Below are 15,323 nucleotides of genomic sequence, written 5' to 3' on the forward strand. Positions count from 1 at the left end.
CAGCACGCAATGTGGAACGGAATGTGGAGCCGGACATGACGAGGCCCTCGGACACGGTTGTTGAAGCGCTGCGCGCGTCTCTGAAGGAGACCGAGCGGCTGCGACGGCAGAACCAGCAGCTCGCGGCGGCTTCGAAAGAGCCGATCGCGATCGTCGGCATGAGCTGCCGCTACCCCGGAGGCGTGAGCAGCCCCGAGGACCTGTGGCGCATCGTCGCCGACGGGACCGACGCGATCGGCGAACTGCCCGACGGCCCTGACGGCCGCGGCTGGGACATCGACGGCCTCTACGACCCCGACCCGGAGCGGCAGGGCACCTTCTACACGCGTAAGGGCGGCTTCCTCGACGCGGCTGGAGAGTTCGACGCCGCCTTCTTCGGCATCTCGCCGCGTGAGGCGCTCGCCATGGACCCGCAGCAGCGGCTCCTCCTGGAAACCGCGTGGGAGGCCTTCGAGCGCGCGGGCATCGACGTGGCGACGCTGCGCGGCACCCGCGCCGGAGTCTTCGTCGGTTCCGGCTACCAGGGGTACGGGGAAGGGGTCCGCCAGGCGCCGGAAGGCGTCGAGGGGCACCTGCTCACCGGCAACACCACCAGTGTCATGTCCGGTCGCCTCTCCTATGTCCTCGGCCTGCAGGGCCCGGCGGTGACGGTGGACACGGCCTGCTCGTCCTCCCTCGTCGCGCTGCATCTGGCCGCGCAGGCGCTGCGCCAGGGCGAGTGCACGATGGCCCTCGCGGGCGGCGTCACTGTGATGTCGTCGCCCGACACCTTCGTGGAGTTCAGCCGTCAGCGTGGACTGGCGGCGGACGGCCGCTGCAAGGCCTTCGCGGCGGGCGCCGACGGCACCGGCTGGGGCGAGGGTGTCGGCATGCTCCTCGTGGAGCGCCTCTCCGACGCCCGCCGCAACGGCCACAAGATCCTCGCGGTCGTACGGGGTTCCGCGGTCAACCAGGACGGTGCGAGTAACGGTCTGACCGCGCCCAACGGGCCTTCGCAGCGGCGTGTGATCCGCGCCGCTCTGGATAGCGCGGGGCTTACGACGAGCGATGTGGACGCGGTGGAGGCGCACGGCACCGGCACCACGCTCGGCGATCCGATCGAGGCGCAGGCGCTGCTCGCCACGTACGGCAAGAACCGTCCCGAGGACCAGGACCCGCTATGGCTGGGGTCGTTGAAGTCGAACATCGGTCATACGCAGGCTGCCGCCGGTGTCGCGGGCGTGATCAAGATGGTCATGGCGATGCGGGCGGGTGTGCTTCCGCAGACCCTGCACGTGGACGCCCCGACGGGTGAAGTGGACTGGGCGAGCGGGGCTGTTGAGCTGCTCACGGAGGCGCGGTCCTGGCCGGAGCGAGGCGAATCTCCGCGTAGGGCCGGTGTGTCGTCGTTCGGCATGAGCGGGACGAACGCGCATGTGATCGTGGAGCAGGCTCCGGAGGCCGACGAGTCGACGGAGGCTGGGTCCGCCGTGCCTGCTTCGGTGGTTCCTGGTGTGGTGCCGTTGGTGTTGTCGGGTCGTACTCCGGAGGCGTTGCGGGAGCAGGCCGCGCGGGTGCGTGAACTGCTGCTTGCTGATGCTGAGTTGAAGGTCGGCTCGGTTGGTTGGTCGCTGGCGGTTGCGCGGTCGCGCTTTGAGCACCGGGGTGTGGTGCTCGGTGGGGATCGCGATGAGCTGCTCGCGGGGCTTGAGCTGCTGGCTCAGGACGGTGCTGCGGGTTCCGGTGTCGTCGCGGGGCGCGTGGTTGGGGATGCGGGACAGGCCGTGTTTGTGTTCCCGGGGCAGGGTTCGCAGTGGGCCGGGATGGCCGTTGAACTCCTGGAGTCCTCCCCGGTGTTCGCCGGGCGGATGCGGGAGTGCGGCGAGGCGCTGTCGGAGTTCGTGGACTGGGATCTGTTCGAGGAGTTGAACGGCGACCGCTTCGATCGTGTCGATGTGGTGCAGCCGGTGTTGTTTGCGGTGATGGTGTCGCTGGCGTCGGTGTGGCGTGCGGCGGGTGTGGAGCCTGCTGCTGTGGTGGGTCACAGTCAGGGTGAGATCGCCGCCGCCTGTGTGGCGGGCGCGCTCTCCCTGGAGGACGCGGCCCGCGTGGTCGCCCTGCGCAGCCAGGCGATCCTGGAGCTGTCGGGCAGGGGCGGCATGGTGTCTGTGCCGCTGCCCGCCGAACAGGTACGCGAGCTGCTTCCCGAGTGGGACGGCCGCATCTCCGTCGCGGCGGTGAATGGTCCTTCGCAGGTGGTGGTGTCGGGTGTGCCTGAGGCTCTGCGGGAGCTGGTGGCGCACTGTGAGCAGCGCGAGATTCGTGCCCGTACGATCCCGGTGGATTACGCCTCGCACTCCTCCCATGTGGAGGCGATCGAGGCTCACCTGGCCGAGGTGCTCGCCCCGGTGGCGCCCCAGATGCCGCAGGTTCCGGTCTTCTCGACCCTGACCGGTGACTGGCTCGATGCTGCTAACACCCCGATGGACGCGGGGTATTGGTATCGCAACCTCCGTCAGACGGTCCTGTTCGAGCAGGCCACGCGCGGTCTCCTCGCTGACGGTCATGGTCTCTTCCTGGAGATGAGTCCGCACCCGGTCCTGACCGTCCCGGTCCAGGCCACCATCGACGCGACGGAAACCCCGGCTGTCACCTTGGGCTCGCTGCGGCGTGACGAGGGTGGCGCCCATCGTCTGGCGCGGTCGATCGCAGAGGCGCACGTCCATGGCGCCGAACTCGACTGGCAGGCACTCTTCCCTGCCGCCGACCGGACCACGGTCGACCTCCCCACCTACCCCTTCCAACGCCAGCACTACTGGCTCCAGTCGTCGGGCGCCGCAGGTGACGTCACGGCGGCCGGACTCGACGACGCCGGGCATCCGCTGCTCGGCGCCGCGGTGACGCTCGCGGACGGGGACGGACATTTGCTCACCGGGCGCCTCTCGCTGCGCACGCACCCATGGCTGGCGGACCACACCGTGGCGGGCGTCGTACTGCTACCCGCCACCGCGTTCGTCGAGCTCGCGGTACGCGCGGGTGATCAGGTCGGCTGCTCCCTCGTCGAAGAGCTCACCATGGAGTCCCCGTTGGCCGTGCCGACGGTGGGCGGCGTGCAGCTGCAGCTGACCGTGGGCTCCGCCGACGCGTCGGGGCGGCGGTCCCTGGTGTTCCACTCCCGCACGGAAAGCGGGCCCGACGCGACCGGCGCGGCTGAGCCGTGGACCCGACACGCCACCGGGACCCTCGCGGTGGCGGACACCGAGTCCGCTCCCTTCGATCTGGCGGAGTGGCCGCCCCGTGACGCGGCGCCCGTCGACGGTGCGGAACTGGGCTCCCTGTACGAGGAGTTCGCAGCCGCCGACGTCCGGTACGGCCCGGCGTTCCAGGGGCTGGCCTCCGCATGGCGGCGCGGCGACGATGTGTTCGCCGAGGTGCGGCTCCCCGAGGCCCAGCGCGAGGAAGCGGCTCGCTTCGGGCTGCACCCGGTGCTCCTCGACGCCGCACTCCAGGCGGCACACCTGGGACAGCGGCACAGCGGCGAGCGGGGCGACGCGGACAGAGAGGACAGCGAGGGCGGCCCCACGCTGCCCTTCTCCTGGAGCGATGTCACCCTGCACGCCACCGGCGCGACGACCCTGCGCGTCCACCTCTCTCAGCGCGCGGGCGGTGCCGTCTCCGTGCTGCTCGCCGACGAGACCGGCGCCCCGGTGGCGGAGGTCGGCGGCCTGGTGTCCCGCACTGTCGACACGGCGCAGGCCCGTGCGGACGCCGCCCAGCGCGCCCGCACGGAGCACCTCTACCGGGTCAACTGGGTCGAGAAGTCTGCCATTACGAGTCCGGCGACCGATGTCGCCTTCGCCTGGGCCGTCGTCGGAGCGGACCCCGCGTACGGCGGCGAGCTGTGCCGCCTCCTCGGCGAGCGAGGCATGGAAGCCGCGCACTATCCCACCCTCGCGGAGCTGACATACGCCGTGGACTCGGGCGCCGCCCCGCTGCCCGCCGTCGTCGTCGCGACATCACCCACCGGGCTCGTAGAGTCCACCGACCCCACCGACCCCACCAAGCTCACTGAGTACACGGACCCCACCGGGCCCGGCGCATCCGTGGCCGCCGTCCACGCCTCCGCCGGTCACGCACTCTCCCTCGCCCAGGACTGGCTGGCGGACGAGCGGTTCGTGTCCTCCCGGCTGCTCTTCCTGACCCGTGGCGCCGTGGCCGTGTCCTCCGATGAGCCGGTGGCGGGGCTCGCGGACGCGGCCGTGCTCGGACTGCTCCGCTCGGCGCAGTCCGAGGAGCCCGGCCGGTTCGTCCTCGCCGACGTGGACGAGGACCCGGAGTCGCTGTGTGCGCTTCCCCTCGCGTACGCCTTTGAGGAGCCGGAGTTCGCGATCCGCGCCGGTGCCGTGCTCGTCCCCCGCCTCACCCGCGACCTCGGCGGGGCCCTCTCCGAAGCCACGGAGTCCACCGCTTCCGCCGCTTCTTCCGCTTCCACCGCTTCCGCCGAAGCCACTAAGCCCATCGATTCCACCGCTTCTGCCGCGCTCGACCCGAACGGCACCGTCCTCGTCACCGGCGCCCCCGGGGGCCTCGGCGGTCTCGTCGCCCGCCACGCCGTCGCCGCGCACGACATCCGCCACCTGTTGTTCCTCGGCCGCCGTGGTCAGGAAGCCTCCGGAGCCGGCGAACTCGTCGCCGATCTTCAAGAGCTGGGCGTCGAGATCGACGTCGTCGCGTGCGACGCCGCCGACCGGGACGCCCTCGCGGCGGCGCTCTCACGGATACCCGCCGCGCACCCGCTCACAGCGGTCTTCCACACGGCGGGCGTCTTCGACGACGGCATCATCTCCTCGCTCACCACGGAGCAGCTCGACCGGGTCCTGCGGCCCAAGGTCGATGCCGCCGTCCACCTCCACGAGCTGACCCGGGAAGCGGGCCCCGACCTGGCCGCGTTCATCCTGTTCTCCTCCGTCGCAGGCGTCCTCGGCGGCGCGGGACAGGGCAACTACGCCGCCGGCAATACCTTCCTCGACGCCTTCGCGCAGCACCGCCGTGCCCAAGGGCTCCCGGCGACGTCTCTTGCCTGGGGCCTGTGGGCCGAACGCGGTGGCATGGCCGGCCAGATCAGCGCCGCCGACCTGGACCGCATGACCCGCTCGGGCATCGCGCCGCTCACCACCGAACAGGGCCTCGCCCTCCTCGACACCGCGCTCGGCCACTCCGCCGCCGCTCTCGTGCCCGTGCGGCTCGATCCGGCCGCGCTGCGTGCCACGCACGGACCGAACCTCCAGCCGCTCCTGAGTGAACTCGTCCGAGGACTGCCCCAGGGCCTCGCCGCCCGGCGGACCGCCGCGGGATCCGGCGCCCGTGCGGACGGCCAGGCCCCGGCCCTCGTACGCCGACTCGACGGCGTGCCGGAGAACGAGCGCGAGCGCACCGTGCTCGACCACGTGCAGGGTCTCGCCGCCGCCGTGCTCGGCTACACGTCCGGCGACGACGTGGAGGCCGATCGAGCCTTCCGTGACCTCGGCTTCGACTCGCTCACCGCCGTCGAACTGCGCAACCGGCTCAACGAGTCGAGCGGCCTCCGTCTGCCCGCCACCCTCGTCTTCGACTACGCAAGTCCGCTCGCCCTCGCCCGGCACCTCACGTCCGAACTGGGCGCCACCGGTACGGGTACCGGTCTCTCGGCGACCTCGAAGCGCACCGCCACTCGGGCCGATACCCAGGACGACCCGATCGCCGTCGTCGCGATGAGCTGCCGTTTCCCGGGCGGCATCAATGGTCCCGAAGCCCTGTGGCAGCTGGTCAGGGACGGCGCCGACGCCACCTCCGGACTGCCCGAGGGCCGCGGCTGGGACACCGGGTCCCTGTACGACCCCGACCCGGACCACCAGGGCACCACGTACTCGCGCGGCGGCGGCTTCCTGCACGAGGCGGGCGACTTCGACGCCGCCTTCTTCGGGATCTCGCCGCGTGAGGCGCTCGCCATGGATCCGCAGCAGCGGCTCCTCCTTGAGACCTCCTGGGAGGCCTTCGAGCGGCTGGGCATCGACCCGGCGAGCCTGCGGGGCAGCGCGAGCGGTGTCTTCGTGGGCGCTTCGTCGCAGGGGTACGGAGAGAGCATCCGGGAGATCCCGGAGGGCCTCGAAGGCCACCTCATGACGGGCAATTCCACGAGCGTCATCTCGGGCCGCCTCTCGTACTCCTTCGGCCTCGAAGGCCCGGCGGTGACCGTCGACACGGCCTGCTCGTCCTCCCTCGTCGCCCTGCATCTGGCCGCGCACGCGCTGCGGCGGGGCGAGTGCGACCTGGCCCTCGCGGGCGGCGCCACAGTCATGGCCACTCCCGACACGCTCGTCGCCTTCAGCCGTCAGCGCGGCCTCGCCGCCGATGGGCGCTGCAAGCCGTTCGCCGAGGGCGCCGACGGATTCGGCGTCGGCGAGGGCGTCGGGATGCTCGTACTGGAGCGTCTCTCCGACGCCCGCGCGAACGGCCACCCGGTCCTCGCGGTCGTACGCGGTTCCGCCGTCAACCAGGATGGTGCGAGCAACGGCCTCACCGCCCCCAACGGCCCCTCCCAGCAGCGCGTCATCCGCGCCGCCCTCACCGAAGCTGGCCTCACCGGCACCGACGTGGACGCTGTTGAGGCGCACGGCACCGGCACGCCCCTCGGCGACCCCATCGAGGCACAGGCACTGCTCGCCACGTACGGCAAGGACCGGCCGGAGAGCCAGGATCCGCTGTGGCTGGGATCGGTGAAGTCCAACATCGGCCACGCACAGGCCGCCGCCGGTGTCGCCGGTGTGATCAAGATGGTCATGGCGATGCGGGCGGGTGTGCTGCCGCAGACCCTGCACGCCGAGCACCGGTCCGCCGAAGTGGACTGGGACGCGGGGGCCGTCGAGCTCCTGACGGAGACGCGGGACTGGCCGCGGCGAGGAGGATCTCCGCGCAGAGCGGGTGTGTCGTCGTTCGGAATGAGCGGGACCAACGCACACGTGATCGTGGAGCAGGCCCCGGAGACCAAGGCGCCCGCGCAACCGGCCGACGACGGTGAGCCTTCGCCTGTGACACCCGGTGTGGTGCCGCTCGCCCTCTCCGCCAAGACGCCGGGCGCGCTGGCGGCTCAGGCCGCGCAGATTCGTGAACTGCTCATGTCCAGCGCGGAGTTGGGTGTATCCGAGGTCGGCTGGTCGCTCGCCGTGACGCGGTCGCGCTTTGAGCATCGGGGTGTGGTGCTCGGTGGGGATCGCGATGAGCTGCTGTCCGGGCTTGGGCGGTTGGCCGAGGGGGACACGGCGGCTGCGGGTGTGGTTGTGGGCCGTGCGTCTGGCGGCGCCCGTCCGGTGTTCGTGTTTCCGGGGCAGGGTTCGCAGTGGGCCGGGATGGCCGTTGAACTCCTGGAGTCCTCCCCGGTGTTCGCCGGGCGGATGCGGGAGTGCGGCGAGGCCCTGTCGCAGTTCGTGGACTGGGATCTGATCGAGGAGTTGAACGGCGACCACTTTGATCGTGTTGATGTGGTGCAGCCGGTGTTGTTCGCGGTGATGGTGTCGCTGGCTGCTGTGTGGCGTGCGGCGGGTGTCGAACCTGCTGCTGTGGTGGGTCACAGTCAGGGTGAGATCGCCGCCGCGTGTGTGGCGGGCGCGCTCTCCCTGGAGGACGCGGCCCGTGTGGTCGCCCTGCGCAGTCAGGCGATCCTGGAGCTCTCGGGCATGGGCGGCATGGTGTCTGTGCCGCTGCCCGCCGAACAGGTGCGCGAGCTGCTGCCCAAGTGGGACGACCGGATCTCCGTCGCGGCGGTCAATGGCCCCTCGCAGGTGGTGGTGTCGGGTGAGCCTGAGGCTCTGCGTGAGCTGGTGGCGCACTGTGAGCAGCGCGATATTCGTGCCCGTACGATCCCGGTGGATTACGCCTCGCACTCCTCCCATGTGGAGGCGATCGAGGCCCACCTGGCCGATGTCCTGGCGCCTGTCACCCCGCAGGTGCCGCAGGTCCCGGTCTTCTCGACCCTGACCGGTGACTGGCTCGATGCCGCCAACACCCCCATGGACGCGGGGTATTGGTATCGCAACCTCCGCCAGACGGTCCTCTTCGAGCAAGCCACGCGCGGCCTCCTCGCCGACGGCCATAACCTGTTCCTGGAGATGAGTCCGCACCCGGTCCTGACCGTCCCTGTCCAGGCCACCATCGAGGACGCCGACCGTGACGGTGCCGCCGTGACTCTCGGCTCGCTGCGTCGCGACGAGGGCGGCGCCGACCGCCTCGCGGCCTCCTTCGCCCAGGCGCACGTCCACGGCGCCGAGCTGAACTGGAAGTCCCTCTTCCCCGACGTGGCCGCCCGCACCACCGTAGACCTGCCCACGTACGCCTTCCAGCGTGACCACTATTGGCTGGTGGAGGACGAGTCGGAGGTGGCGCCGCTCGGGCAGGTGGACGAGGTAGAGGCGCGCTTCTGGGAAGCCGTGGAGCGTGAGGACCTGGAGGAGCTCGCCGCCGAGCTGGACACCGACGCGGCGAGCGCCGAACTGGGCGCCGTACTACCGGTGTTGTCGTCCTGGCGGCGCCAGCGCCGTGAGCGTTCGGCGGTCGACGCGCTGCGCTACCGCGTCGCCTGGAAGCCGCTGCCGGGCCGACTTCCGGCCACCGGTCTTTCAGGACGCTGGCTGCTGGTCATGCCCGAGGGGTCCACGAAGACCCCGGGCGGTGTGCGTGAGGCTCTCGCTCAGGCTGGGGCAGATCTCGTCGAGCTGTCGGTCGACGCGGGCAAAGTGACGCGCGCCGAGCTGGTCGAGCGTCTGCGGGAGCAGGGTGAGCTCGCGGGTGTGGTGTCGCTGCTCGGCTTCGACGAGTCCGCCCTCAGCGAGCACGAGGCGGTTCCCGCCGGGTACGCGGCCACGGTCGCGCTGGTGCAGGCACTTGGTGACGCGGAGGTCGGGGCCCGTCTGTGGGTGCTCTCCGGTGGTGCCGTTTCGACGGGCCGCAGCGACCGGGCGGCAAATCCCGTCCAGGCGCAGCTCTGGGGTCTTGGCCGGGTGGTCGCGCTTGAGCACTCTGAGCGCTGGGGTGGTCTCGTCGACCTGCCGGAGGCGTTGGACGCTCGGGCTGCCACCCGGTTCGCCGCGATTCTTACGGGGGTTGGGGGTGAGGATCAGCTTGCGGTGCGTGGTACGGGTGTGTTCGTGCGTCGTTTCGCGCATGCGTCTGTCGACGCTGGTGCGGGGGAGGGTGCGGCTTGGACGGCGCGTGGTACGGCGCTGATCACTGGTGGTACGGGTGCGGTCGGTGGTCATGTGGCGCGTTGGCTGGTGCGTGAGGGTGTCGAGCATCTCGTACTGACGAGTCGTCGTGGTCTGGATGCTCCGGGTGCCGCTGAACTCAAGGCGGAGCTGGAGGTTCTGGGGGCCGAGGTCACTGTCGCCGCGTGCGATGTGGCCGACCGGGATGCTGTGTCCGCGCTCTTGGAGCAGCTCGCCCGTGAGGGGCACACCTTGCGCTCCGTGTTCCACGCGGCAGGCGTCGGGCAGGAGCAGCCGCTGTCCGAGACATCGGTCGTCGACCTGGTGGACGTGTTCGGTGCGAAGACTGCGGGTGCAGCGCACTTGGACGAGCTGCTCGGTGACACACCGCTGGACGCGTTCGTGCTGTTCTCCTCCAACGCCGGCGTGTGGGGGAGTGGAAACCAGGGCGCGTACGCGGCCGCCAACGCTTCCCTCGACGCGCTCGCGGAGCAGCGCCGGGTCCGTGGGCTCACGGCGACTTCTGTCGCGTGGGGTCTGTGGGGCGGCGGGGGCATGGCCGGAGACGGAGCCGAGGAGCATCTGCGTCGTCGTGGTGTGAGGGCGATGGATCCGGAGTTGGCGGTTGCCGCGCTTGCGCAGGCGGTGGCGCGGGACGAGACATTTGTGGCGGTCGCGGATCTGGACTGGGAGCGGTTCGCTCCCGCTTTCACTTCCGTGCGGCCGAGCCCGTTCATCGGGGATCTGCCCGAGGTGCGGCGTGGTGTGGCCGCGCAGGAGGGTGCGGTAGTAGCTGGCGGTGCTCAGGGGCAGCCCGTGTCGGAGTGGGCGGGGCGTCTTGCCGGTCTCGCGGCGGGTGAGCAGGAGCGTCTGGTGCTGGAGCTGGTGCGGACGCAGGCGGCGGCCGTGCTCGGCTATGCGGGTGCGGAGGCTGTTGAACCCTCTCGTGCTTTCCGCGAGTTGGGCTTCGACTCGCTGACGGCGGTGGAGGTGCGCAACCGGCTGGCCGCTGCGACGGGTCTGAAGCTGCCCACGACCCTCGTCTTCGACTACCCCACCGCCAGCACACTCGCCGCCCACCTGCGGAACGAGACGCTGGGCCACGACACAACCACCGCGCAGCCCCTCGCCCTCACGGCGGCGGCCGCGGCGTCGGCAGGCACACCCATCGACGATCCGATCGCGATCGTGTCGATGAGCTGCCGCTACCCCGGCGGCGTACGGGCCCCCGAGCACCTGTGGCGCCTGGTGTCCGAGGGCTCGGACGCCATCTCCGTCTTCCCCGTCGACCGGGGCTGGGAGAGTTCCGGTGCGGCCGACTACAAGGCGGAGGGCGGATTCCTCTACGACGCCGCTGACTTCGACGCCGCCTTCTTCGGGATCTCGCCCCGCGAGGCCCTGTCGATCGACCCGCAGCAGCGACTGCTCCTGGAAACCTCCTGGGAACTGTTCGAGCGCGCGGGCATCGCTCCCACCTCCATGAAGGGCACGCAGGCCGGTGTCTTCATCGGCGCGGGCCATCAGGGTTACGGCGACGGCGTCCAAGAGCCGCCGGAGGGTGTCGAGGGCTACCTGCTCACCGGCAACGCCGGAGCCGTGGTCTCCGGCCGGCTGTCCTACGCGTTCGGTCTCGAAGGCCCGGCGGTGACGGTCGACACGGCGTGCTCGTCCTCGCTGGTCGCCCTGCACCTGGCGGCGCAGGCGCTGCGTCAGGGTGAGTGCGACATGGCCCTCGCGGGCGGCGTCACAGTGATGTCGACGCCCACCGCCTTCGACGAGTTCAGCAGGCAGCAGGGCCTGGCCGCCGACGGCCGCTGCAAGCCGTTCGCCGAGGCGGCGGACGGTACGGGCTGGGGAGAGGGCGTCGGACTGCTCCTGCTCGAGCGGTTGTCCGTCGCCGAGCGCAACGGCCACCAGGTCCTCGCGGTCATGCGAGGCTCGGCGGTGAACCAGGACGGTGCGAGCAACGGCCTCACCGCCCCCAACGGCCCCTCCCAGCAGCGCGTCATCCGCGCGGCGCTCGCCAACGCCCGCCTGACGGCCGCCGACGTCGACGCTGTTGAGGCGCACGGCACCGGCACGACCCTGGGCGACCCGATCGAGGCGCAGGCGCTACTCGCCACGTACGGCCAGGACCGCCCCGCCGACCGGCCGCTGCTCCTCGGCTCGGTGAAGTCCAACATCGGTCATACGCAGGCCGCCTCCGGCGTCGCCGGTGTCATCAAGATGGTCATGGCGATACGTGAGGGAGTGCTGCCGCAGACCCTGCACGTGGACCGCCCGAGCTCCCACGTGGACTGGTCGGCGGGAGCCGTCGAACTGCTGACCGAGACACGGTCCTGGCCCGGGCGGGAGGGCGACGTCACCGCTCCGCGCCGTGCGGGAGTGTCGTCGTTCGGTGTGAGCGGGACCAATGCACACGTGATCGTGGAGCAGGCGCCGGTCGAAGCCGCCCAGGATGACCAGGCGAGTCCCAGTCCCAGCCCCAGCCCCAGCCCCAGCCCCCGTCTCAGCCCCAGCATCAGCCCCAGCGCCCCGTCGCTGACCGAGGTGCCGTGGGTGGTGTCGGCGAAGAGCGCCGACGCGCTGCGCGAGCAGATCGAGCGGCTGCGTGCATTCGTGTCCGACAGCGGCGAGTTGAACCCCCTTGATGTGGGGTGGTCGCTGGTGACCGGGCGGGCGGAGCTTGAGCATCGGGCTGTGCTCCTGGGAGGCAGTGAGGTCTCGGGTTCGGTGGTCGAGGGTCGCCTGGGTGTCGTGTTCACGGGTCAGGGCAGTCAGCGGATCGGTATGGGCCGTGAGTTGTATGACGTCTTCCCGGTGTTCGCGGATGCGTTGGATGAGGTGTGTGCGCATCTGGACGCGGTGCTTGAGCGGCCGTTGAAGGATGTGATGTTCGGCGATGATGCTGAGCTGCTGTCCGGGACGGGGTATGCGCAGCCTGCGTTGTTCGCGGTTGAGGTGGCTCTTTACCGTCTGGCTGAGTCGTTTGGTGTGCGGCCGGAGATACTCGGTGGGCATTCGGTGGGTGAGCTGGCTGCGGCGTACGTGGCTGGGCTCTGGTCTCTCGAAGACGCGGCCCGGCTGGTGGCTGCTCGGGGCCGGTTGATGCAGGCGTTGCCCGAGGGTGGCGCGATGCTGGCCGTGCAGGCTACGGAGGCGGACGTACTGCCGCTCCTGGAGGGTCTGGAGGCGCAGGTCGGTCTGGCGGCGGTGAACGGCCCCTCGCAGCTGGTGCTTTCCGGTGAGCGTGAGGTGCTGGAGAGCCTGGCTGAGACGCTGAAGGGCCAGGAGCGGAAGGTGCGGTGGCTGAAGGTCTCGCACGCCTTCCACTCCCCGTTGATGGACCCGGTCCTGGATGACTTCCGTAAGGTCGCGCAGAGCCTGACGTTCAACACTCCGAAGCTGCCGGTCGTCTCGAACCTGACGGGCGAGCTGGCCGCGGTATCCCAGCTCCAGGACCCGGAGTACTGGGTCCGCCACGTCCGCGAAGCCGTTCGCTTCCACGAGGGCCTCAACTCGTTGACCACGTACGGAGTGTCGACCCTCCTCGAACTGGGCCCGGACGCCGTCCTGACCGCGATGGCGCACAACACCCTCACCGAACCGGCCGCCCAGTCGGGCCTGATCGCGGCCTTGCGTCGCGATCGCCCCGAACCCGACACGTTCCTGACCGCCCTCGCCCAGGCCCACGTCCGAGGCGCCGACGTCGACTGGACTCCTCTCTACGAGCCCGTCACCACCCGGCGCCGCGTCGACCTGCCCACCTACGCTTTCCAGCGTCGGCGCTACTGGCTGGAGTCGGCCCCGGCCGTGTCCCGCGCACTCGTCGGCGACGAGGTCGAGCAGCGTTTCTGGGAGGCCGTCGAGCGTGAGGACCTGGAGAGCCTCTCCTCGGAGCTTGACGCCGACGGAGCAGGAGCCGTCGCCGAGCTGGGCGCCGTGCTCCCCGTCCTGTCGTCGTGGCGGCGGCAGCGGCGGGAGGCCTCGACGCTGGACAGCTGGCGTTACCGCGTGACCTGGAAGCCGTTGGACGTGGGCGGCGCGCCCACCGCCGGGCTCGAAGGGACCTGGCTGCTTGTGCTCCCCGATCAGGGCGTGGACGAGGAGTGGCGGACTGCCGTCGACCGGGTTCTGCGCGGGCGTGGCGCCGACGTGCGGGTGCTGATCCTCGATGCCGCCGCGACGGGCGAGGCCGGTCGCGCGGAGTTCGCCGAGCGGTTGCGGGAGGAGAGCGCGGGTCGTGAACTGGCGGGCGTCCTCTCCCTGTTGGGGCTCGACGAGGAGTCGCACCCCGTCGCTGAGGGTGCGGTGAGCCGTGGCCTGTCCGGCACGGTGACGCTGGTGCAGGCTCTGCACGCCGCCGGTGTCGCCGCTCCGCTCTGGGTCGCCACCCGGTCCGCCCTTTCCGTGGGCGGCTCCGACCCGGCGCACCGGCCTGAGCAGGCGCAGCTCTGGGGGCTCGGCCGCGTGGTCGCCGTGGAGTATCCGCAGCTGTGGGGAGGTCTGGTGGACCTGCCGGAGGCGGTGGACGAGGAGGCCCTCGAAGGGCTTGTCCGCGTGCTGGCAGGCGCGGGCGGCGAGGATCAGCTCGCGGTGCGCCGCTCCGGCGTCCTCGGGCGGCGTCTCGTGCGCGCTCCGCTGGGTAGCGGATCGGCCGAGCCGTGGTCTCCGTACGGGACCGTCCTGATCACCGGTGGTACGGGTGCGATCGGGGGCCATGTCGCGCGGTGGCTGGCGCGCGAAGGCGCCGAACACCTCGTCCTGACGAGCCGTCGTGGCCTTGAGGCGCCCGGTGCCGCGGAACTCCGCACCGAATTGGAGGAGATGGGGGCGAAGGTCACCGTGACCGCGTGCGACGCGGCCGACCCGGAGGCACTCGCCCGCGTCATCGGCGATGTCCCCGACGACATGCCGCTGACCGGCGTGTTCCACACCGCCGGAGTCCTCGACGACGGAGTGCTCGACGGCATGTCGGCCGAGCGGCTCGCGACCGTGTTCCGCGCCAAGGTGCGGTCGGCACGGCTCCTGGACGAGCTCACCGAGGAACTCGGCCTGTCGGCGTTCGTGCTGTTCTCGTCGTTCGCCGGGCTCTCCGGCGGTGCGGGGCAGGGCAGTTACGCGGCGGCCAACGCCGCGCTCGACGGGCTCGTGGAAGCACGGCGGGCACGCGGTCTGGCTGCGGTCTCGGTCGCCTGGGGCGCCTGGGACGGCGGCGGCATGGCGGCGCCCGACGGAGCGGCGACAGAGGCGGCGCGCACGGGTGCGATGCCGCCGATGGCGCCGGAACGCGCCGTCGCCGCCCTGCGGCAGGCCCTCACGCAGGCGCGCACGCACGGCCCGTCGGCCACCGTGATCGCCGACATCGACTGGGCGCAGTACCTGCCCGGTATCGCCGTGCTCGCGCCCAACCGGCTCTTCGTCGACCTCCCCGAGGCGCGGGCACTGGCCGCCGCTGTCGGCAAGGACGCGGGAGAGTCGGTGGCCGCCGGCCCCGACCTGGCGGGGAGGCTCGCCACGCTCTCCGGGCCGGAGCAGGACAAGCTCCTGGAGGACCTGGTCCGCGACGAGGCGGCCGGCGTCCTCGGCTACCCCGGCCCCGAGCAGGTCGAACCCGGCCGCGCGTTCCGGGAGTTGGGATTCGACTCGCTGACGGCGGTCGAGCTGCGCAACCGCCTCGGCGCGGCCAGCGGCCTGCCGCTGCCGACCACCCTGGTCTTCGACCATCCGACACCGCTGGCCCTCGCCGCGTACCTGAGGGCCGAACTGCTCCCGGGCGGCGGCGCCGCGGCCGACGCGGCCGCGCCGCTCCTGGCGCAGCTCGACGGCCTTGAGCAGGGGCTCGCGGACATCGGCCCGTCGGCTGCCGAGCTCTCCACGGTCACCGAGCGGCTGCGGGTGCTGCTGGCGCAGTGCACCCGCGCACAGGAGGCGGAGGAGACCGCGGAGGTCGCGGGTGAGCTGGAGTCCGCGACGGACGACGAGATGTTCGACTTCATCAGCAAAGAGTTCGGCTTTTCCTGATGCGCCCGTACCTCCTCGGTATGTGGCGCCGGTACCCCCTTGGTATGTGGCGATCGGCCTGCGGCGATCTCTTGATGTGCCCGC

1 protein-coding gene is annotated in these 15,323 nt (G+C 71.3%); it reads left to right on the forward strand.

Going from position 1 to position 15,323, the window contains the following annotated elements; genetic code table 11:
* Positions 1 to 35: 35 nt before the first annotated feature.
* Positions 36 to 15,239, forward strand: coding sequence for a type I polyketide synthase (locus ACFVXC_RS40370; RefSeq protein WP_389916470.1), 15,204 nt, complete (start codon positions 36 to 38; stop codon positions 15,237 to 15,239).
* Positions 15,240 to 15,323 lie beyond the last annotated feature (84 nt).

The sequence above is a fragment of the Streptomyces sp. NPDC058257 genome (genome assembly GCF_042881845.1).
Classification (GTDB): domain Bacteria; phylum Actinomycetota; class Actinomycetes; order Streptomycetales; family Streptomycetaceae; genus Streptomyces.